The organism is Paraburkholderia unamae (assembly GCF_003096875.1).
Classification (GTDB): domain Bacteria; phylum Pseudomonadota; class Gammaproteobacteria; order Burkholderiales; family Burkholderiaceae; genus Paraburkholderia; species Paraburkholderia unamae.
Window position 1 is genome coordinate 184,325 of the sequence record NZ_QEOB01000010.1, and the last position, 21,009, is coordinate 205,333.

A 21,009-nucleotide genomic window follows, 5' to 3' on the forward strand; every position below is an offset into this window, starting at 1 on the left:
ACGCGGCGGCTAAGGACTTCGCCCGCTTGCGCGGCTTGTCGACGCTGGCACCGCGCCGCCTTGTGTCGTCAGCGGGCAACCGGAGCGAAGCGGGATATCGCTTGAATGTGCTATCGATTCACGCCAACGGCCGCTTCAGGCCTGAGCCGTCTCCCCCGCAACGAATGCGAGGTACCAGGGTAGCGCTTCAATCATGCCTTGGCGAAGATCGAAGAGTCCGGTGAAGCCCAGTTCCCGGTCCGCCTTCGTAACGTCGGCTTGCGAATGGCGCACGTCGCCTGCGCGAAAGGGCTGGTAGACCGGCTGCTTGCCATAGTGAATGCCGTGCGCGGCAAGCCCTTCCTGGATGATCGAGAACAGGTCATTGAGCGTGGTGCGCCCGCCCACCGCGACGTTGTAGACCTCGCTCGCCGCACGTTCGCCGACCAGCGCGGCACGCAGGTTCGCCTGCACGACGTTACCCACGTAGCAGAAGTCGCGGCTCGTCTCTCCGTCTCCGTTGATCTGCACGTCGTCGCCCGCCAGCATCGCCGCAATCCATTTGGGAATTACCGCGGCATAAGCGCCGTCCGGGTCTTGCCGTGGACCGAACGCGTTGAAGTAGCGCAGACCGATCGAATGAAAATCATAGGTGCGCGAATAAACGCTCGCGTAAAGCTCGTTCACGAGTTTCGTCACCGCATAGGGCGAGAGCGGATTGCCGATGCGCTCCTCGCGCTTCGGCAGATTCGGCTCGTCGCCATACGTTGAACTGGACGCCGCGTAGACGAAGCGGCGAACGCCCGCCACGCGCGCGGCGTCCAGCATCGTGAGAAAACCGGACACATTGACGTCATTGGTCGTTTTCGGATCTTTGACTGAGCGCGGCACCGAGCCCAGCGCCGCCTGGTGCAGCACGTAGTCCACGCCCTCGACCGCCTGCGCGCAGGCTCTCGCGTCGCGGATGTCGGCTTCGTGAAACACGAAGCGGCCCCAGGCTGTCTCGCCCACCCGCGCCCTCACTTCGTGAAGGTTGCGCCAGTGGCCGGTGGCGAAATTGTCGAGCCCGCGCACGTCCTGGCCGAGCAACAACAAGGTCTCGACCAGGTTCGAGCCGATAAAGCCCGCCGCCCCCGTAACCAGCCAGCCATAGCGGTTTTCCTTCAGCGTCGCTCGCAACCCGCTTTGCGCCTCATCCTGTAGCCACGACGGCAAGTCAACATGCGCTGCGGTTTCGTTTCGCTTCATTGTGTATCTCCACGTCCTGCGGGTTCTTCAGGTAATCAAATCGACGGTTGGCGAAGGACTGCCGGGTTCGTCGCGAGCACCGGCCGGCGTCTCGCCCGACCGCTCGGCCGTCACGACATGCCGCCACAAACCGCCGCTCAAGCGCAGGTCTTCGGGCCGCCCGGCCAGATGGGTTCGCAGGTGCGCGAGCCACGCGTGCTGCCATCGCACGATGTAGTCTTCGAGCGTTTCCCCCTCGTGCGGCTCAGGCAGACGCTCCAGCGTGTGCGTAATGCGGCCTTGTTCCCACCTGGGCGCATAGAAAATCGAAGGCAGGCCAAGCCGGAAGCACGCGCGCGCAGCAAAACTCGACCACGTGATCTCCTGGTTTTCGAACGGCACGCGAGCGGCGGCCGGATTAAGCGCGCCATCCACGGCAAGACATACCGCGTGCCCTTCCTGCAACGCCTTGAGGCTTGCTTTCACCACCTGGACCTCGGTCTGGTCTCCCGTCGAGATGAGAGAGCGAGCGTAGTGGCTGCGGCTGATCCCCGGCGTCGATGCAATCCAGCGCGACGGAATATCGAGCAGATCGAGCGCCATCAGCCCGCCATACATCGGCCCCACGTGCGCCGTGGCAACCACGAAGCCGCGCCCGCTTTCGCGCAGTGGCTCGAAGAACCGGTCGGCCTCATCGAGACTCGCAAGCAGATCCATGGCCTCTTCCGCGCGGTCTTCGCGACATTCGAGCCAGTCGAGCAGCAGATGATCGGCGAGATAACCCCATTGCGCCGCGCGCTCCCAATCCTCGCGCGCCATCGATGCCGCCGGCCCGGTCTCGCCGCGCAGCGACCACGCCCAGTCCAGCCGTGCTCGCGGCACCGTCACCGTGCCGGCCGCCGCGTCCACGCGCGCGAGCGCCTGCTCGAAGGTGGCGGGCAACCCGGCAGAACGGCGGCGGATGAACGCGTCGAACAGGCTTGCCGCTTCTTCCGTGCGCCCCGCCTGGGTCAGCGCGCCCGCCGCGGCGCGCTGCCAGCGCGCGTGCGCTTCGTTCGAGCGGGCCAGCTGAAGATATTGCCCGGCCGACTCCGCGTGCCGGCCCGAATGACGCAATGCGCGCGCATACATCGCACGCACGTGTTCGAGTTCCGGTGCAAGCGCGGCGCTCTTTTCCAGAAACGGCACGGCCTGGGCGAAGCGGCCGGCGCGCAGCAGCGTTTCGCCATAGAGCGAGTTGAGCCGCAAATCATCCGGCGACATCTGCACGCCCGCCGCGAGATGCTCGAGCGCCGCGACCAGACGATCGTCGTGTGTGCCGCGCGCGAGGTGCGCCTGCGCGAGTTGCGAGCGCAACGCGGCGCTATCGTGCCCGGCGCGCAACGCAAGGCGTCCGACCGAGATGGCAGCCGCCGCCCGGCCGTTGCTGCGCAGCGCCTGCATCGCAACGCTCGCCACACGGTGATTCGGCGCGTCTATCTTGGCGGCGATGCTCGCAGCGCGTGCGTGATCGCCGCCGCGCAGCAGCGCCGTCATCCAGATATGCGCCGCGCCGGGGATCACCATCGCAACGCCGAAGGATTCGCGCGCGAGTTGCGCCGCCGCATCCGTCTCGCCCGCCTGCGTGCGCAACTGAATGCGCGTAGCCAGGAGCGGGACGTCGCCGGGCGCGGTGCGCGCGGCTTCGTCAACCTGAGCGATCGCCTCGGGCCAGCGCTTCAGACGCGCGAGGACGCTCGCATAGCTGCGGCGGTCGTCGGCGCTTTCGGGATAGGTCCGCACCAGCCAGTCGAGCACGCGCGCCGCCTCGGCCAGCGCGCCGGACTTCACGAACGGCGCGACCAGGAGCCGGCGCAGATCGGCGCGCGCTCGCACGTCGCGAACGCGCTGCGCGTCGAGGCCATCGAGCGCGTCGATACCGGCCGCGAAGCCCTGCGTGCGAATCAGCGCAATCGCCTTCAAGACGTCCGCGCCGGCATCGAGTACACCACCGGCACGCTCGATCTCGTCAAGCTGCGCGAGGCCGCTCGCCCAGGCTTCGGCGCGGATTGCACGCTTCGCGGCATCGAGTGGCGAGAGGGAACGGGCGCCGGCGCCGCCGCGCTCGAGCGCCGGCTCAGCCATGACGGAACTCCCGGTACATCGCCTCGGCCATGCGCACGACGAATGCAAACACAAACCCCACCGCCAGTGCCTCGATCAACAGCAAGCCCGTATTCGGGCTCCCCGGCCGCGCTTGCGGCACCGGGCGCGCAATCACGCTGAGGTAGCGTTGCAGGCGCAGGGTGTCGGTGAACGCCTGTTGATAGTTTTGCCGCGCCGAAGCGAGATTCTGGTCCGCGAAGGTCTGCGCATTCAGCAACGCCTGATACGACTTCAGCCGGTTCGCCTCGGAATTTCCCTTGCCGCTCATGCGCGCACGCACGTCGTCGAGTTGCTTGCCCAGCGCGCTCACCTGCATCTGCGCCGGCAGCAGCATCGGGTGGTCGGGGTTGTCCAGCGCGCGAACCTTGTCCAGATTGATCTTCGCCGTGTTGAGCTCGGCCTCCAGTTGCGCGGAAAGATTGAGCAGCATGCTGGCTTCCGCCTCAGGGTCCATATTGCCGTTGCGCGCGCGCCAGCCGGCAAGCGCGCCGCGCGCGCCGATGGCTTCCTGCTCCGCTCGCGCGACGGCGTCCTTGCTGACCTTGAGCGTGTCGGCAATCCCTTTTTCGTCCATGTTGCTGACGAACTGCTGGGCGATGCCGATCAGTGCGTCGGAAATCGTCCGCGCGTCGGCCGGTGAGAACGCACTCACGCGCAGCACGTTGATCTGCTCGATCATGTTGTATGAAACATCGATCGCATCGAGATAGGCGCGATAAAGCTCGTCCTCGCCCGCCTGGGGCGACAGCCGGTTCAGCGGGTCCATGCCCGTATACGCGAGGTACTTGCGCAACCCGATCTTGCTGTCGAGCTGGTGCATGCAGTCGCGCGAGCGGATGAAGTCGGCGACTGCCCAGCCATCGACGAATCCCCCCACCGCGCCGCCATTGCCGCTCGACAGCAGGCTCACCGTAGCGCCCTGCGCGCTCGACTGAGCCGCGCTCGAGCGCACCGAGAAGCGCGCTTCGGCGCCATAGCGCGGCGCCGCGATGAGGAGTGCGTAAAGTGCCGCCAACACCACCGGCACGAACACCAGGCCGAGCGTGACGAGGCGCTGGCGGCGGCGGCGGCGCAATGCCTGCTCGCGCACCTTCGCGCGCTGCGCGATCGGCAGTTCATCGCTAGATACCAAACTGGTCTCCCGCGCCGACGTCGATGACAGCATCTTCGCCTGACTCGCTGCGAGATCTTCTGGGCGGGAACCGACCGATGCATTCTCCGAGGTCGTCGTCGATCCGAAGGCCGTATTGCTCATAGACCAAACCTTTGGTGCAGTAATCCATCATTTGCTGATGGCGATAAGTTGAAAGAAGCAACGTGCGTCCCACCAGCCGCTCTTCGAATAGCGCGAGCCACAGGCTCGTGAAGCGGCAATCCTCGAACGGAATCGCGCCTTCGACGACGTACACGTCGAAGTCCGGTGCGAGTGCGAGCGCAAAGGAGAATTCCTGGCGGACGTAGAGCGGCCAATGCTCCATGGGCCGCGACAGATACTCGGGGCTCGTCAGCAGATCCGACACGAGTTCGACGCACGGCGTGGACGCCATGCCGTAGAGCGCACAGACGAACTCGATCATGCGCAGCCCGGTCGCCTTGCCGCGCACGAAGCCCTGCCGCCCGAGCGGCCACGAAACGAGCCCCCGGTGCTCGACAAACCCTTCGCGCGGCGGCCGCAGTCCCGCGATGACGTCGACAATCGCCCGATGGAACTCGGGCCTGCGCGAGAGCAGCGCATAGCGCCCGCGCGGAATACACAGGCCGACGTCCCGCAGCAGCGGTTGCCGCGCACCGAAAATGCGCAACGTGTCCGTGACACCGTTCAGGGAGATCATGGCGCACTCACATCGGTTGTACGTTGGGTCGCGCGCGCCGTTCCATGGCCACGGCGAGCACGGCGAGGAAAACCAGCGCCGTGATGAAATACGTGAAGCTCGCGTCGTGCGACGAGTAAGTGTCGAAATACGACGACCTCAGCAACTGCAAGCCATGCGCGAACGGCGACCACAAAAAATACTTCCGGTACGGCTCCGGCAATTGCTCGGAGACAAAGAAGACCGACGAGAACAATTCCAGGCATCGTTCGATCACGGGCGCGAGGCGCAGAAAGAAGTGCCATCCAATGGCGATGCTGCCAAAGATCAACCCCATCGCGACGCCTGCGCCGCCCATCATCACGACATAGGCGATCGCCCCCGACCAGCGCACCGGCAGGGTAATGAGGCCGACGCTGTGGCCAACCGTGATCAGAATGGCGTACACGCCGAGATAGATCGCGATGAACAGGCAGCCCTGCACGAGCGCCACGGCAAGCGGCGTAACCGGCTCCAGATTGATGAGCCCGCGCGCCGAGACGTAGGCGGTGCTCGTGCGAAACACGATCTGCCGGAACATGATCCACGTCGTCGCGCCGAGCAATGAGAACGTGGGCACGTCCATGCCGAGCACGTAATGCGTACCCATCAGGAAGTAGAGCGACGAAATCAGGCTCAGCAACACGGCGGGGCCGACCACGGACCAAAGCAGCGCAATACGGCTCTCGTTCTGGAGAATGTGCAACTGGATCCGGAACAACGGCACGATGCTCGCGAGCCGCGACTGCAACGTGCCCGGCTGCGCGCCGTGCTGGCGCGCATGCATGCCGGCGAGCCGCGTGCGCAACAGCGCGACTTCGCGCGCTTCCTGCGGTTGCAGGGCGACTTCGAAGGCGACGTCGTCGCGCGAGGCGAGCCGCCGCGCGTCGCGCGCCTCTTGTTGCCTGCGCTGCTGCGCGCGGCGCTCGAGGCCGTCGGTCAGGCGCGCGTTGTCGGCGCCGAGCGTCGCGGGCGCGTAGCCTGCCGCCAGCACGTCCTCACCCGCCCGAATGTCGATCTCCAGCAAGCGTGCCACCATGCGCAACTGGCGTCGCCGAAAATCCGCGCGCTCGGGCGGCGCGCTTTCGTGCGTCAGCTCCGCCTCGAGTTCGCTTTCGAGCGCCTCATAGATGCGCCGACGCCCGGCCACGCTCTCGCGCGGCGCGCTCGCGAGCGCGTCGAGCACCGCCGTCAGCACGTCGCCGATGTCGTCCGAGGTCCGGCGCTCACGCGCGCCGTGCGCCCCCGCCGCCGCGTCCGCGACGGCGGCCGAAGCCACCTCCACGTTCGCAGCCTCGCCCCCGGTATGCCGCGACGCCCGACGCTCCCGCCAGTTTTTTATCCGATCCTGGTTGCTCATGTCCGGACTTCACTGCGACATGCTGGACACGGAGCGCGCGGTGCCAAGTGTCGCGCTGAAGGCGGAAAGCACCTTCTGGACCTGCGTGAACGGCGCATCGGAGATATAGATCGCATCGCCGTCGTGCACCGTGAACTTCCCGGCGAGCACCATTTGCTCGGGCTTCGTGAAATCGAACTGATAGACGACGGGCGGCGCATCGGGTACACCGGGTGCGCCCGGCGCGGCATCCGGCCGGATGCGCAGCAGAAATACCGCCTTCGGATTGGCAAGCGAATCGCTCAACCCGCGCGAGTCGCCCAGCGCGTCGAGCACCGTGTAATTGCGCTTGCTGAGCTTGACTCTCGATTGCGTGCCCGCGGCGCCGAGCACGGTCAGGTTCTCCACGACGTTGTGCACGACAACGGAATCGCCCGCGCGCAACGCAATATCCTGCGCGCTGTTGCCATAGATGTCGGACAGGCGCACAGACGCGCTTTCGCCATGCCGGCGCACCGTGACCGCGAGTTGCTCGGGGTTGGTCTGGTTCGGCGCCGCCTGGCTCAGAAGGCCGCTCAGGCGCTGCGTGCCGGGCCCGATCGGATACACGCCGGGCTTGGCGAGATCGCCCTCGATCGCCACGGTCTGCCCGCGACGGTCCGTGCGCCGCACGCTGACGTCAAGCCCGACCGTCACGCGACTCAAGCGCCGCTCGATCGCGTCGCGCAGCTCCGCCAGCGTCAAGCCTTGCGCGCGCACGCGGCCCACTTGCGGAACGTAGATCGTGCCTGCCTCGTCGATAACCGTCTCGCCCAGGTCCGTCATGCCGCCGGCAACGCCTGCGCTGTTGGCGAAAACGCCCACGCCGTCGTGCCCCCATAGCGCAATGTCCACACCGTCGCCGGGCGCCAGCTTTTCGGAGTCAAGCGGCTGCGCCTGGACGAAACCCGCCGGAAAGGTGGCGCCGCCCGCTGCGCGCGAAGCAAGCGCCAGCGCCGGCGTCACGCTCACCAGCTCGACGTCGTTGCGCTCGTGCGAGGCCTGCACCTCGCTCAGGAGCGGCCCGCTACGCGGAATCACGCACCCCTGCAACGCACCGCACAGGCAGAGGACCAGAGCCATGACCACACGATCAGGCATGCGAACGAGACCAGACGACATCAGCTCATCACCAGATTTTCGAGTTGTTCCACACGCGGCGTGCGTTGCGCGACGCGCTCGGGGCGGCGGCACAGGTTCATGAACGTTTCGAGCATGGCCTCGACCGAGAAGAGTTCGGTGGCCCGCCGCGTGGCGCGCTCCCTGACGGTGGCATCGGCCTGCGCGCTCAGCACGAGGTGCTCGATCCGCTCACAGGCATCGTTCAGGTTGGGGTGCTCCGCGCACGCGAGCAAATGCCCGGTCACACCGTCGATGAAGCACTCGCCCGCGCCGCCCGCCGGCGTCGAGACCGTGCATATACCGAGCAGTTGCGCTTCGATCAGCACGTTCGGCAAGCCTTCGTGGCGCGACAGCAGCACTTTGACGTCCATCTTCGAATACCAGAACCCCACGTGCGACGAGAGGCCCACGAGCAGCAGGCGCCCGGCAATGCCCAGCTCGGTCGCGAGTGCGAGGGCCTCGTCGCGAAAGCGACCGTCGCCCACGATCACAAAACGCGCCATAGGACGCCGCTTCAGGTAACGATGCGCGAGCTTGATCCATAGCAGCGGACGCTTGTCCGGCTCCAGCCGGAACACGCCGCCGATCGTTTCGGTCGCGTCCGCCGTGCGTTCGACGAACGCCGTCCACTTGCGCTCGTCCTCTTCCGAAGCGAGCGCGTTGATTTCCGATACGCCGTTGTAGAGAATGCGAAAGCGCTCGATCGGCACCCCGAGCCAGCGCGCGTACTCGCGCGCGCCGGTGATACTGTTGCTCACCAGTTCCACGCCGGGAATCTCGGCGATCGCGCGATAGAACGTTTCGTATTCCGGACGATTGCGCTCCTTCCGGATATTCGGCGGGAGCCCGCGAAACACCAGATGGATCGTCGGCACACCAGCCAGCAGCGCGGCCAGCGCACCAAAAAGGCAGGTTCCGTCTTGCCAGAGGCTCACGACGTCGAACGCCCGCTCGCGCAAATACGGCGCGAGGCGCGTGACGCCGTAATGAACCTGTGACGGCAGGTTATCCAGCATGCGCAGCAAGTCCGCGTCGGCAATGTCCTGGTGCGCCGCCGAAACCGCAGGCATCGCATTGATTTCGGAGACCTTGACGTTGGCGTCGCGCAACGTGTCGAGAAAAAAGTCGAGACGTTGCGGACGACCGACGCGCACAGGATCCGAGTGCTGCTTGACCAGCACTTCCACGGCCCCCACGTCGCGACCCGCCACATTCTCGGGAACTTGCGCCGCCGCATCGGCGAGACGCTGTAGCTGAACGGCAAGCAGCGTAAGCTGCCGTTCCGCCCCACCCGGCCCGAGGCTGCCCGTGATGAGCGCGATCGATGCGAGCCTGGCGCGCGGCGACGGCGGCACGACGCGTTGGCGAAAGCGCAGGATGGCCTGGCGCATGGCGACGATCTTGCTGTCCTGTCCGGACAGTTCGGCTGCGGATTCGAAACGGCGATAGAACGCGTAGTCGTCGATGATCTTCGCAACGAGCTGCTCCTCCTTGCTCGCGGGCGTGAGCTTATGCGCAACGGGCTCGATGACCTCAAGCGCGTCGGCGACCATACCCCGCCTGGCAAGGCGTTTCGCGAACGCCACGCGCAGATCGCGCCGGCCGTATTCTGTAATCGCGCGCCTGAAAAGCGCATCCGAGGCGTCGTGCGCCTTGATGTCGGCGAGGAACTCCGCGCGCGCCAGCACCTTGCGCGGGTCGTGCTGCTGGTCGGGAAAAAGGCGATCCGCAAGCGCCATGGCTTCGTCGACGCGCCGCTCCCTCAAAAGCCGCGTCGCGTAGTACCGCGCCACGAGCAGATCATCAGGACAATCGCGCAGCAGGTCCGCCCATTCCTCAAGCAGGCCCGTACTGAGTCCGGTCCGCTCGCGCAACTGAAGCAGCGAGATGCGCACCGTCCTGTCTGCCGGCGCTTGCGCAGCCAGTTGTTCCGCCTCGCCCACGTGCTTGCGCGCGTTCTGTAGGGACGTGCTGACGGCCAGCAGGCGTGCCATTTCCTCCTGCAATGCGGGCAAGTCCGCGGGCATCGCCGCCGTGGCTTCCGGCGCAGGCGAAGCCCCTGGCGTGATCGCCCTGGGTGTTGTGGCAGCGCGCGCGACCTCTGATGAATTTACTGCTTTAACCATTACCAAAACCCAGCCGTCATTTCCTGGAGATACTCAAACCGTGTTCGCATCGGTTCACCGCTGGCCGCAACGAGCGTCCAGCCATGCCGAATCGTCGGCAGCCAGCCTGTCACGCTACCTTCTTACGCCGTGCGCGATCGATGAATATCCGGCATTTCTGAATGTTTGCGTCGATCGACTCCGGCGAAGCGGAACAGGTGCGCAACGCCTGCCAGTACTTGAGCGCCTCGTCGAAACGGTGCGTGCGCATGGCGCCGGTCGCCGCCGCCTTCAAGCCGACCGGGTCTTCGGGCGAGAAACGCAGGATCGTCTCGCCCAGCAAGAGCCGGTCCGCGTCGTTTGCAGCGTCGAGCAACTTCACTTTCGCGTGCAGTCCCGCCAGCACGCGCTTTTTCTCATGTGACACTTCCTTGTCATCCGGGTCGATCCGATGAAGCCGTTCGAGGAGCGCCCAGGCCCGTTCATGGTCCCCTTCGCGGTGCACTTCGCGGGCGAGCCTGATGGCGCGGCTACGCAAGCCGAGGATCTGGCGCTTCGCCTCGATATGCGCGGCCGAATCGCCCGAACGCGAGTTCAGCACGCGCGCATAGGCGTCGATGGCCTCGCCGTAGTAGCCGCTGCGTACCGCCATGCGCGCGAGCTTGATCCATGTGGTTGCCGTGATGTCGTCGAGCGGCGACGCGTCACGCAGATACACCAGCGCGGTGCCGATGTCTTCGAGCGCTTCGGCCACGCGAATACGGAAGCTGGCCAGTTCGGGGAACGTCGTGAGCGTCTCGCTCGCGATTGCGAGCACACCGGCCGCACGCGCGTACTCGCGTGCAATGAGCGCGGCGCGCACGTCCTGACGCATGTGGCGCTCGAGTTGCCGCCTCGCGCGAATCAGGCCACTATCGTTTGCGTTGAGCTGCGCGCGCGCCTGAATCTTGTCCGCCGCTTCCAGCAGGTCGCCCGATGCGAGCGCCGCATTGCCCTCGTCGAGCCACGCCGCGCCCTGAGCGCCGATCCATTCGGCCGCCTCCGTGCCGTTGCTGCGCAGCAGTCCCTGGGCCACGGCGAACAACGCGGCGGGCGTTGCGAAGCCGCGCCCGGCCGTGCGTTGCGCGAGCGCGAGCCTCTCGGCCTCGCCCATGTCCACCGGCTCACGCGCGAGCTCGAGCAGCGCCGCGCGATCCGAAGCAGCCAGCGCCCGGTCCCACAACGCGACGAAGCTCGCCGCGTGTGCGGGCAGCGCCTCGCGAACTTCATGGGCCCACTGGACGGTGCCCTCCACGTCGCCGGCGCCTTCGAGCAGATGAATTACCGCCGTCGCGGCGCCCGAGGCGTCGGCCGCGTCGGTCGAGATGCGGAACAAGCGCTTCCAGGTGCCGAGCGCCGTTGTCATATCGCCGAGTTTGCCGGCGGACTCCGCGCAGATGCGCAGGATGGCCAGGCTTTCGTGCTCGTCCGCGATCAGCGCGGCGGCAAGCCGACCAGCCTGCTCGTAGCGCCCGGTTTCGAAATAGCACTGCGTGAGCAGCAGATTCGTCTTTTCGTCGAACTCCGGCTCGGCGCCGAACGACTCGAACTGCGCGAGCGCGCCCTCGAAGTCCCCCAGCTCGTACTGCACACGGCCGAGCAGCAGCCGATGTTGAGGTCCGCCTGCGCCACGGCGCAAGATGGCGTGCAGGCGTTGAGAGACTTCGAGCACACGTCCCGCGCTCCATGCCGCTTCGAGGCTTTCCGCCGTATCTTCATGCCGACGGGCATCGGTCTTCGGCTGTGCCTGAACGTCCGGGGCATCGACTCGCGGCACGACGTACTCCGTGTACCAGGCCTCGCAAAGCTGGTCGGAGAACAAGTCGGTATAGTGCGTCAGATCGAGGCCGCCGTTTTCCATCGCGTTGGCCTGGCCGAGCTTGCGCATGAGCGGCGTCGGGTCGTAGCACGCCACGTTCATGCGCCGGGCGATCGCACGCACCGTGTCGATCAACTCGCGGCGCTGCTCGATGGGCATGTTGTCGGGCGTATCGGCGTTCACGTGCGTGACGAACACCAGGCGGTCCTTGCCGACGATCGCAGCGATCTGCGCCATCTCGGCGGCAATCTCCGCGTCCTTGAGATCGCGCCGCTGAATGCGCGCAAGCAGATCGCGGTCCGCGGGCGAGAGGCGCTGAAACGCGAAGTCCTGTTCGAGCCACGCCCTGCGCTCCGCCATGCGTTTCGGCGTGGCCATCGACCAGAAACGGCGTGAGCGTTTCTTGTCCGCGAAGAAGTCGCCGAAATGACGCGCCATGTAGTTCATCTGGATCGGGTGATCGTCGACGCTCAGAAGCTTGCGCGAAGCAATCTCAACCAGATAAAGATCGGCGCCGGGCCAAGCCTTCTTTTCGAAGCTTCTGGCCGCGCCGGGACGGAATGTCAACGTACGTACGTCGGCGGGAATCTCTCGCGTGCCGAACATGAACTGCAATTGCTGAAGCGCCTCGGCGCTCGTGTGGACGAACCCGTAGTTGCGGGCCAGCACCGGGCGGATGGGGTAACGTCCGGCGCCGCGACGCAACGGCGTGTGGATACGGCAGGTCCCGACAGGCGCAATGGTAAAGACAGTCATGATGGTCGTCCGGATAACGTCTGCACTCCCGCTTAGAGCGCCCAGTAGGTGATGTTGTTTTGGGTAATCCGTGCGGCGTCGAGCGACGACTTCAAATCGCATACGATCCCGTCGTCGGCGATCATGTCGGGCAGATCGCGTTCGATTGTCTCCACGATCTCGCGGTGCGGAACGGCAAACACCAGCACGTCCAGCGCGTTGAGTTCTTCGCGGCTCGCGAGATTGATGCCGTATTCTTCGTGCACCTGTTGGGCGTCGGCCATGGGGTCGTAGACGATCGGCGACATGCCATAGCGCTTGAGCGCTTCGTAGAGATCGACCACTTTCGAGTTGCGGATGTCGGGCACGTTCTCCTTGAACGTGATGCCGAGAATGCCGACGCGCGTTGTCGCCTTAAGGCGGTGGCGACTCGCGATCACCTGCACGAGACGGCTCGCGACGTAGTCGGCCATGCCGTCGTTGATGCGCCGGCCCGCCAGGATCACTTCGGGGTGGTAGCCGAGTTCCTGCGCTTTCGAGGTCAGGTAGTAAGGGTCGACGCCGATGCAGTGACCGCCGACGAGACCCGGCGTGAAACGCAGGAAGTTCCACTTCGTGCCCGCCGCCTCCAGGACTTCGGACGAGCGGATGCCGACCAGATCGCAGATCTTTGAAACTTCGTTCATCAGCGCGATGTTGATGTCGCGCTGCGTGTTCTCGATGACCTTGGCAGCCTCGGCCACCTTGATCGACGATGCGCGAAACACGCCCGGCTCGATGATCTTTGCATAGACCGCGGCAATGGCATCGAGCGCTTCGTCGTCCTGGCCCGAAACGATCTTGACGATCTTTTCGAGCGGATGGTCGCGATCGCCCGGATTGATCCGCTCGGGACTATAGCCCAGCTTGAAGTCGATGCCGCAGCGCAGGCCCGAACTTTTTTCCAGCGCCGGACCGCAAATTTCCTCGGTCGCGCCCGGATGGACCGTGGACTCGAACACCACGATGCTGCCCGGCTTCAAGATCGGCCCGATCAGCAGGCAAGCGCTTTGCAGCAGCGAAAAGTCCGGACTGCATTTCTCGTCAACCGGTGTGGGCACCGCGACAACGAAGAAGTTCGCGCCTTCCAGGTCCTCGATCTTGTCCGTGCAACGCAGGGTAGAGTCGCGCAGCACATGCGGCTCAATCTCGCCGGTCCAGTCCTGGCCGCTGCGCAAGCTCTCCACCCGGCGAGAATCGACGTCGAATCCGGTCACGTCAAAGTGGCGCGCAAGCGCAACTGCCACAGGCAGACCGACATAGCCCAGGCCACACACTGCAATCTTCGTTGTCACACAATTTCCTTAATAAAGCGTCGGGTGTCACCGGCGCGCGAATCCACGCGCGAACGCTGCGACTCAGACAACCGAGTCCGACGACGGGCCATCAGGGCCATACCTGGACGCTGTCAATTCCAGATAAATGTAAATCTCCGGTTTTGTTACTGAATATTTATATTCTCCAATTCTGGAAATAATTTGCCAGTGGAGCGAAGGCGCTTACCACTCGCCATGCAAGACGATGAGCCTGTTCACCCGCCACGATTGGCATGCTCTGCGACATCCAGAGCGGCGACGCACCGCAATCGCGCACACATTACGGGACCGCGTGGACGTCAAAGACAGAGCCATCGATTCTGCTCGTCGGAACCGGTTTTCCCCTGGCACCACATAGGGATAAATCACACTTCGTTTTGCGCTTCCTCGCTACGCGCTGCACCTGGCGAAGTCAATGGTGGCGATTGCACACCTTGTCCGACAGAGAAAGCATCTCATCATCGCGAAATTCGCACGGCAGGGTTTAACAAGTTTTAACAAAAATAGAGTTAATTCGGATTCTGCGTCGGAAGTTAACTGTGAATTATGGTGATATGAATGCGCCTTTTTGTCGCTTTATCTTGTTTCGGGCATTGCGGTTGATTGAGGCTCGATGACCTCGCGTGGAGGAATCTTTGTTTCTACAGACACCACGGCCAGAGTCTGCAATGCAGCAGGACCCATCGTTCCGAATCGAACCAGCGTGTCATGTCAGTGCGTGCCTGCATCCCGTTTCACACCACGGCCGTATTGACACAGCGCGTGACGCAACGGTTTTAGCTGGATTTCGAACTGCGCAGTGGCATGCGTCGTGAAGCGCGTGAAAAACATCGATGGTGTGTGCGCCGCAACCCCCGATTGCAGCCATGCTCGCACGTGCGCTTGCAATCCACACTGGGAAGGTTCCAACTTCAGCAGCTACGGGGCAAGGCGCAGCGCGGCTTTCCAATCCCGTTCCTCGCGGCTACTCGATACGTCACATCGCGATCAATTGCCTGGCAGCACGATGTTTTTCTTCGCGACGTAGCAGTGCTCGCAATACAAAGGTTTGCTTACCTTTTCCGTGTGATCCCACCGCGCTATTGCCACGTTTCTCGCCACATGGCGCTACTGCCCGCAGCACGGGCGCATGTCAGGGATATTACCAAGTATTCGTAAAGTGACTACCGTGCGACTCTATACCGCAGTGCCATTCCCTATGGAGCCCGGCATGCAATCTGAAACGCTCAAAAAAGCAAAAGCCGCCACTTTTCTGAACCGGTCGGCGCTGTGTCTGCTGATGTTTCCAGTTGCCTGTCTCATATGGGCGCTCAACGCGTACCCCCCACAGGACGCATGCTGGCTTTGCTTCTCGCTGGCAATCTACACCTGGCCATTCGCCGGGGTTCTCTTCGTGATCTCAGCGGGATTCCATGCCGGTTCCCGCGGCCGTCGGCTCAAGAAAGACATCGGTTTTCAGGAAGCGCACGGGCACTAACCCGCGTGGTTTCCTGCCGGGGTAGTCATCCCCGGCCGCTCGAATAAAAGCCTCCTGGAAACAGGAGGCTTTCGAAGCGATGCGAGCGTGTTGCCGTTATCCGTCAAGCGGATCATGATGCATGGCCCGCTGACGCGCTACGCGAGATCGTTCAGGATCAGGCCGACCGTCACCATGATGGCGTATGGTTCTGCGCGTCTTCAATAGCGTGATCGACAATCCAAATTGCCAAGGATTGCTAACATCATTAGCAAGCAAAGCTAATTGATAACAGCATATCCGCGGACAGTCATGAACTGCGATCCGGCATCATCGCATCTCGCGGGCGGGAACACGTTCCAGTAACCGTCGTCGTGTCGAAAAAAGAACAGCGCGTGAAATCCCGTCGCCTGACGCGTTTCCACGCACACGTAGCGCGCCCCGCCCGAGCGCGTGTGCCTGAATGCGGTCACATGGACCGGCGTGGTGGGCGCCAGCCATTTCTCGACCTGGTAGCGCAGCGACTGCGTCTTTGTGTTTCTCATCGACTCCTCCCGGAGATCGGTTACTTTTGCAGCCCTCTTTGCCGGATCACGGCGAAAGGGCCCCGCACAAACCGGGGACGCTTGATGCATGGCGCAATCGCTGCCGCATTGCATCAAGCGTTTGAGAAAGCACTTTAACTATAGCGATAAAAGCCGCACGTCACGTCGATTTCAACACGATAGCAACAGCACGGAAAGATTCCTCAAGGGCACCTTCGGCGACGTCGGGCGATGTCGACTGGTGCACCGCACCAGGCACATCCCGTGCACGAGGCATGCGCGTTTCGTCGTAGCATCAGCGAAGCACGTAACGGGGCGCAGCCGTGACCATCCACAAGCTGAGGATTCGCACACTCGCGTTCTGCGTGACGCTCGCGATATTCGGCAGCGGCACGGCATGGGCAGACCCGGTCAAGGTCATGATTTCGGGCTGGTTTGCGCCCGCGTATCGTGAGTTGGGCCCGCAATATCAGGACGCGAGCGGCGATACGCTGGTCACGGTCTGGGGGCCTGCCGTGGGTACGGCCCTGAATGCCATCCCCGTGCGGCTTGCACGCGGCGAGTGGGCCGACGTGCTGATCGTGGCGAGCGATGCGCTCGACGACTCGAGCAACGCCGGGAGCATCGTGCCGGGCAGCAAGGTGGATTTCGCGCGTTCGCCCATCGGCGTCGCGGTTCGCGAGGGCGCGCCGAAACCGGATATCAGTTCAGTCGATGGATTGCGCCGCGCGCTGCTTGCAGCGAAATCGATCGTCTATCCGGACAACGCGATCGGCGTCTACGTAGCCGGTGAGTTGTTTTCGCGTCTTGGCATTGACGGGCGAGTCAAAAGCAAGAGCCGCATGGTGCCGTCCGGAAGAGTCGCCACGCTCGTCGCGAGCGGTGACGCGGAACTCGGATTGCAACAGGTCGTGGAACTGTTGCCGGTCAAGGGAGTGGCGGTGGCCGGCAGCTTGCCCGCCGAGGTGCAGCGGTACACGGTGTTCTCAGGGGCCATTGTCACCACGGCAAGGAACCCCGCGGGAGCCGAAGCACTGATCCGCTTTCTGTCGTCGCCCGACGCGGCGCCCGCGATTGCGAGAAGCGGGCTCGAACCGATCACGGCTGCACCTGCGAACTAAGCGAAACGGCAACGCCTGGTGGCCGCAAGATGCGATGATGCACGCGCTATCGCACCGGAAATCGAACGGTGGAATCACGCAGCCGGATTTAAACAGCACTCCTACGCTTTCGAGAGCGTCAGATAGTGTAGATGGCATGCCCGCGGGACGCAGAGGTCTACTTCCTGCGCCGCTGGCTCATCAGCTTCACGATATCGTTCGTCGGTCCGGTGGTGAGGAGGCGCGCAATGTCGTCCAGATGAACCCAGCGGCACCGGACGATTTCATTACTCGGGCGCGCTTTGGCGCGATTGGAGATTTCGCAGGAAAACACGTGATGGTGCTTCTGCTTGCCACGGAAGTCGAAGAGATGCTTGGCCGCCTTGCCGGCGAGTTGAGTCTCTTCCTTGAGTTCTCGAAGCGCGGCGTCCGTGCGATGCTCACCCCGCTTGAGAATCCCGCCCGGCAAAGCCCACTTGGCTTGACTACGTGCGACAAGGAGGATTCGCTTACCTCTGCGACAGATCACGGTGGCGCGTTTCTTCAAGCCGGACTCCCACTGATGCCCCAGATAGTTTCGAGGCACGCTCGACGCCGCAGCGTATCGGGCGGTGCTAGACGTTGCCCAGTATCCTAATACAGAAAATGAAAAGCCGGAAATATTCTGAAGCGATAGCGACTTACGCGCGATACCTTAAGGTGTTTCATCAAAGCGTCACAATGACGGTGCACGAAATTAGCTGTGGTATGGTCTGGGCAAAGCACATTTCTTGTCCGACTCGAGGCTGCAATGGATATGGATGGTGACTGGCTGTTGCCCCGGCCAAACACTCTCTTCAAAGTCAACCACCGGCCAGCCGGTTCATCACTATCGCAGTCGAGCTCTATCGCCAGCACCTTCTCGTCACTCGCCACACCGGTCGTGGCCGAGGCCGTGCAACGAGCGAGAGCGCTATCCACCACGAGCGACGTTGAGGGCTTTCATCAGCTTCGCGTCGCTTTCAGAAAGCTTAGGGCTTTGTACTGGGCGTACTCCCCCTACCTCGGGGAAGAAGCGACCGCGCACGCCACCGAAGAATTCAAGCGTCTCGCGGCGGTGGCAGGCGGCACGCGTGACTGGGACATTGCAGGCGCGCTCCTGAGCGCCGCCCAGGCGTCCGGCGCATCGGTCGAACCGCTCGTGGCCGCGGCGCGCGAGAAGCGCGCACAGGCGGTGGCGCATAGCCAGACGATGATCCAGGGCGACGCCGTCGAAGCGTTCCTGAACGACGCCCTGCTACACGCACAAACCGCGCTGCAATCGCGTTGCAATGATCTGCCGATTCGGGCGTTCGCGAGAAAGCGCGTGCGTCTCGCGCAGCGCGCGCTGCAAAAGCGGAGCCGGCGCGCGGCACGCGGCGAGGCCACGCACGAGGAAGATCTTCACGATGTTAGAAAGGCGGGCAAAAAGCTGCGCTATCTGCTCGAATTTTTTCAGCCCGTTATCAAAGGCGGGCATGGCCGCACCATCAAGACGTTGACGGCCGTGCAGAACAAGCTGGGGCAGTTCAACGACATTGCCGCAAGCGAAACGTTGATTCGCAGCGCGTCGTTCAGCGAGGTGCCGCCCGAGGTCGTGCAGCAATCGCTGCAATGGCTGGAGGAACAGAAGTGCCGGCGCATGCGCGCGGCCTCACGGCGGGTGCGGGCGATGTCCTGATGCGTCCCGAGCCGGGCTCGGGACGCAGGCATCGGCGTTGCCGCCGGCGAGCGCGTTTGCCTCCGCGTTTTCCCTAGCGCGCCTGAGCGCGCAGCGCCCTGGCGGCGGCAACCATGTTGGTCAGCGCGGGAATCACCTCGGCCCATTGACGCGTCTTCAGGCCGCAGTCGGGGTTGACCCACAGGCGCTCCGCCGGAATCCGCCCGGCAGCCTTCTGCATCAACTGCACGATGTGCGCTTCGGTCGGGATGTTCGGCGAGTGAATGTCGTACACGCCCGGCCCGATTTCGTTCGGATACTTGAAGTCGTCGAACGCATCGAGCAGTTCCATGTCCGAGCGCGACGTTTCAATCGTGATCACGTCGGCGTCCATATCGGCGATCGACGCGATGATGTCGTTGAACTCCGAATAGCACATATGCGTGTGGATCTGCGTCTCGTCTTCCACGCCGTTCGCGGTGATGCGGAACGATTCCACGGCCCAGCGCAAATACTCGCCCCACTGCGCGCGGCGCAGCGGCAGGCCTTCGCGCAACGCGGCCTCGTCGATCTGGATCACGCGCACACCGGCCTTCTCCAGGTCGAGCACTTCCTCGCGAATCGCGAGCGCGAGCTGGTAGCACGAGACCGAACGCGGCTGGTCGTCGCGCACGAAGGACCAGTTGAGGATCGTCACCGGGCCCGTGAGCATGCCCTTCATGGGCTTGTTCGTGAGCGACTGCGCGTAGGTGATCCACTCCACCGTCATGGCCTCCGGGCGGCTGATGTCGCCGAACAGGATAGGCGGCTTCACGCAGCGCGAGCCATACGACTGCACCCAGCCGAACTGGCTGAACGCGTAGCCGTCGAGTTGCTCGCCGAAGTATTCGACCATGTCGTTGCGCTCGGCTTCGCCGTGCACGAGCACGTCGAGGCCCAGTTGTTCCTGCTCGCGCACGCTGCGCTCGATCTCGGCACGCATCGCGGCCTGGTAGCCCGCGTTGTCGAGCGCACCGCTCCTGAACTGGCTGCGCGCCTGGCGGATCTCCGCCGTTTGCGGGAATGAGCCGATCGTCGTGGTCGGGTACGCGGGCAGCTTCAGGCGCGCGGCCTGCTTCGCGGCGCGCTCGGGGTAGGCGTGCTGTCGATTGCCGAGCTTCGCATCGATGCGCGCGAGCGCGGCCTTCACCGCCGGGTTGTTCACGCGCGGCGACTGGCGGCGCGCTTGAACGGCGGCCGCGTTCGCCGCGAGTTCGGCGGCAACCTTGTCGCGGCCTTCGTTGATCGCGGTGGCGAGCACCTTCACTTCGTCGAGCTTTTGCAGCGCGAAAGCGAGCCACGAGCGGATTTCCGCGTCGAGCTTCTCTTCGCTCGCGAGATCGACCGGCACGTGCAGCAGCGAGCACGACGGCGCGATCCACAGACGCTCGCCCAGTTGCTGCGCGAGCGGTTCGAGCCATTCGAGCGTGGCGCTCAGGTCCGTCTTCCAGATGTTGCGGCCGTTGATCGCGCCAACCGAAAGCACGCTCTGCGCGGGCAGCTTTTGCGCGGCCAGCGCGACTTCGGCGCGGGCGTTGATCGCGTCGATATGCAGGCCGTCGACGGGCAACGCGCACGCGAGGTCGAGGTTCTCCTGAAGCTGGCCGAAGTAGGTGGCGAGCAGCAACTTGACGCTGCGCTGCTCGAAGCCTTCGTACGCCGTGGCAAACGCCGCGCGCCATGCCGGATCGAGTTCGGTCACGAGAATCGGCTCGTCGATCTGCACCCACTCCACGTCCATGACCCGGAAGTAATCGAGCAGCGCGCGATACACGGGCATGATTCGCGGCAGCAGCGCGAGCTTGTCCGAATCGTCCTTGGCCTTGCCGAGCCACAGGTACGTGAGCGGCCCGATGATCACAGGCTTCGCCTTCACGCCCAGTTCGCGCGCTTCGCGCAGTTGCTCGGAAAGGCGCGAAGTGTCGAGATTGAACTGCGTGCCGGCCGTGAACTCGGGGACGATGTAGTGATAGTTCGTGTCGAACCACTTCGTCATTTCGCCGGCCGCCACGCCGCCGCAGCACGCGGCGTGATCTTCGGCGCCCGCCGCCGAGCGGCCGCGCGCCACGCGGAAGTAGTTGTCGAGCTTGTCGCCGTGAAAGTCCTGCACGCGCTCGGGCAGATTGCCGAGCGTGAAGCTCATGTCGAGCACCTGGTCGTAGAACGCGAAGTCGCCCGCGGGCACGAGGTCGAGGCCCTTCTGGTTCTCCCAGTGGCGCGCGCGCAGTTGCACGCCGAGCGCCTTCAGTTCGTCGCGCGAGGACTCGCCCTTCCAGTAACGTTCGAGGCCGAATTTGAGTTCGCGTTTCGCGCCGATGCGCGGAAAGCCGAGATTGTGCGTGGTGACCATATGCGCTGCCATCCGATAGAAAAGTGCTGAAAACGATCCAGAGTGGCAGCGATCATAAGGCTATCGTCCGATGAAGAAAAATGGCAT

General features: G+C 64.0%; 15 protein-coding genes. 3 read left to right on the forward strand and 12 right to left on the reverse strand.

Going from position 1 to position 21,009, the window contains the following annotated elements; all coding sequences use genetic code 11:
- Positions 1-135: 135 nt before the first annotated feature.
- From C7402_RS21755 to C7402_RS21795, 9 genes are all read right to left on the reverse strand, one after another.
- Positions 136-1,227 (reverse strand): SDR family oxidoreductase, encoded by a 1,092-nt coding sequence (locus tag C7402_RS21755; protein ID WP_116612053.1) that lies wholly within the window; start codon positions 1,225-1,227, stop codon positions 136-138.
- Positions 1,228-1,254: 27 nt separating this feature from the next.
- Positions 1,255-3,330, reverse strand: a complete 2,076-nt coding sequence (locus C7402_RS21760) for a tetratricopeptide repeat protein (RefSeq protein WP_116612054.1) — start codon at positions 3,328-3,330, stop codon at positions 1,255-1,257.
- Positions 3,323-4,483, reverse strand: coding sequence for a KpsE/RkpR family capsule polysaccharide export protein (locus C7402_RS21765; RefSeq protein WP_244314899.1), 1,161 nt, complete (start codon positions 4,481-4,483; stop codon positions 3,323-3,325). Before C7402_RS21765 ends, C7402_RS21760 begins: the two co-directional genes overlap by 8 nt.
- Positions 4,473-5,183: a P-loop NTPase family protein gene (locus C7402_RS21770; protein WP_116612055.1), complete on the reverse strand. Its 711-nt coding sequence runs from the start codon at positions 5,181-5,183 to the stop codon at positions 4,473-4,475. Before C7402_RS21770 ends, C7402_RS21765 begins: the two co-directional genes overlap by 11 nt.
- A gap of 7 nt (positions 5,184-5,190) precedes the next feature.
- Positions 5,191-6,561, reverse strand: a complete 1,371-nt coding sequence (locus C7402_RS21775; protein ID WP_116612056.1) for an ABC transporter permease — start codon at positions 6,559-6,561, stop codon at positions 5,191-5,193.
- A gap of 9 nt (positions 6,562-6,570) precedes the next feature.
- Positions 6,571-7,662: a polysaccharide biosynthesis/export family protein gene (locus C7402_RS21780; RefSeq protein ID WP_165841949.1), complete on the reverse strand. Its 1,092-nt coding sequence runs from the start codon at positions 7,660-7,662 to the stop codon at positions 6,571-6,573.
- Between the two features lie 38 nt (positions 7,663-7,700).
- Positions 7,701-9,728, reverse strand: a complete 2,028-nt coding sequence (locus C7402_RS21785) for a glycosyltransferase (protein WP_244314900.1) — start codon at positions 9,726-9,728, stop codon at positions 7,701-7,703.
- 208 nt (positions 9,729-9,936) lie between these two features.
- The gene (locus tag C7402_RS21790; protein ID WP_133254522.1) at positions 9,937-12,420 is read right to left on the reverse strand and encodes a hypothetical protein; all 2,484 of its coding nucleotides are present in this window, start codon (positions 12,418-12,420) and stop codon (positions 9,937-9,939) included.
- Positions 12,421-12,452: 32 nt separating this feature from the next.
- Positions 12,453-13,715, reverse strand: coding sequence for a nucleotide sugar dehydrogenase (locus tag C7402_RS21795; protein WP_116612185.1), 1,263 nt, complete (start codon positions 13,713-13,715; stop codon positions 12,453-12,455).
- Positions 13,716-14,964: 1,249 nt separating this feature from the next.
- Between C7402_RS21795 and C7402_RS21800 the strand changes: the two genes are divergently transcribed.
- The gene (locus tag C7402_RS21800) at positions 14,965-15,231 is read left to right on the forward strand and encodes a hypothetical protein (RefSeq protein ID WP_116612060.1); all 267 of its coding nucleotides are present in this window, start codon (positions 14,965-14,967) and stop codon (positions 15,229-15,231) included.
- A gap of 260 nt (positions 15,232-15,491) precedes the next feature.
- On the opposite strand, the gene C7402_RS21805 is transcribed toward C7402_RS21800, so the two are convergent.
- Positions 15,492-15,755 (reverse strand): hypothetical protein, encoded by a 264-nt coding sequence (locus C7402_RS21805; protein ID WP_116612061.1) that lies wholly within the window; start codon positions 15,753-15,755, stop codon positions 15,492-15,494.
- A 323-nt stretch (positions 15,756-16,078) separates the two neighbouring features.
- Here C7402_RS21805 and C7402_RS21810 point away from each other — a divergent pair, with 323 nt between their 5' ends.
- Positions 16,079-16,876, forward strand: a complete 798-nt coding sequence (locus C7402_RS21810; RefSeq protein WP_116612062.1) for a substrate-binding domain-containing protein — start codon at positions 16,079-16,081, stop codon at positions 16,874-16,876.
- A 157-nt stretch (positions 16,877-17,033) separates the two neighbouring features.
- On the opposite strand, the gene C7402_RS21815 is transcribed toward C7402_RS21810, so the two are convergent.
- Positions 17,034-17,402, reverse strand: coding sequence for an NUDIX hydrolase (locus tag C7402_RS21815; RefSeq protein WP_112171661.1), 369 nt, complete (start codon positions 17,400-17,402; stop codon positions 17,034-17,036).
- 243 nt (positions 17,403-17,645) lie between these two features.
- Between C7402_RS21815 and C7402_RS21820 the strand changes: the two genes are divergently transcribed.
- Complete coding sequence (locus C7402_RS21820) at positions 17,646-18,554, forward strand: CHAD domain-containing protein (RefSeq protein ID WP_116612063.1); 909 nt, start codon at positions 17,646-17,648, stop codon at positions 18,552-18,554.
- 73 nt (positions 18,555-18,627) lie between these two features.
- Here C7402_RS21820 and metE read toward each other — a convergent pair whose 3' ends face one another.
- Positions 18,628-20,922 carry a 5-methyltetrahydropteroyltriglutamate--homocysteine S-methyltransferase gene (gene metE / locus C7402_RS21825; RefSeq protein WP_116612064.1) on the reverse strand — a complete coding sequence of 765 codons (2,295 nt, stop codon included), beginning with the start codon at positions 20,920-20,922 and terminating at the stop codon, positions 18,628-18,630.
- Between the last annotated feature and the right edge of the window lie 87 nt (positions 20,923-21,009).

Coding starts and splice junctions, on each gene's coding strand:
- C7402_RS21780 (WP_165841949.1), bottom strand. CDS start 7,662: ATGGCTCTGGTCCTCTGCCTGTGCGGTGCGTTGCAGGGGTGCGTGATT.
- metE (WP_116612064.1), bottom strand. CDS start 20,922: ATGGTCACCACGCACAATCTCGGCTTTCCGCGCATCGGCGCGAAACGC.
- C7402_RS21820 (WP_116612063.1), top strand. CDS start 17,646: ATGGATATGGATGGTGACTGGCTGTTGCCCCGGCCAAACACTCTCTTC.
- C7402_RS21755 (WP_116612053.1), bottom strand. CDS start 1,227: ATGAAGCGAAACGAAACCGCAGCGCATGTTGACTTGCCGTCGTGGCTA.
- C7402_RS21805 (WP_116612061.1), bottom strand. CDS start 15,755: ATGAGAAACACAAAGACGCAGTCGCTGCGCTACCAGGTCGAGAAATGG.
- C7402_RS21800 (WP_116612060.1), top strand. CDS start 14,965: ATGCAATCTGAAACGCTCAAAAAAGCAAAAGCCGCCACTTTTCTGAAC.
- C7402_RS21785 (WP_244314900.1), bottom strand. CDS start 9,728: ATGCCCGCGGACTTGCCCGCATTGCAGGAGGAAATGGCACGCCTGCTG.
- C7402_RS21770 (WP_116612055.1), bottom strand. CDS start 5,183: ATGATCTCCCTGAACGGTGTCACGGACACGTTGCGCATTTTCGGTGCG.
- C7402_RS21760 (WP_116612054.1), bottom strand. CDS start 3,330: ATGGCTGAGCCGGCGCTCGAGCGCGGCGGCGCCGGCGCCCGTTCCCTC.
- C7402_RS21790 (WP_133254522.1), bottom strand. CDS start 12,420: ATGACTGTCTTTACCATTGCGCCTGTCGGGACCTGCCGTATCCACACG.
- C7402_RS21775 (WP_116612056.1), bottom strand. CDS start 6,561: ATGAGCAACCAGGATCGGATAAAAAACTGGCGGGAGCGTCGGGCGTCG.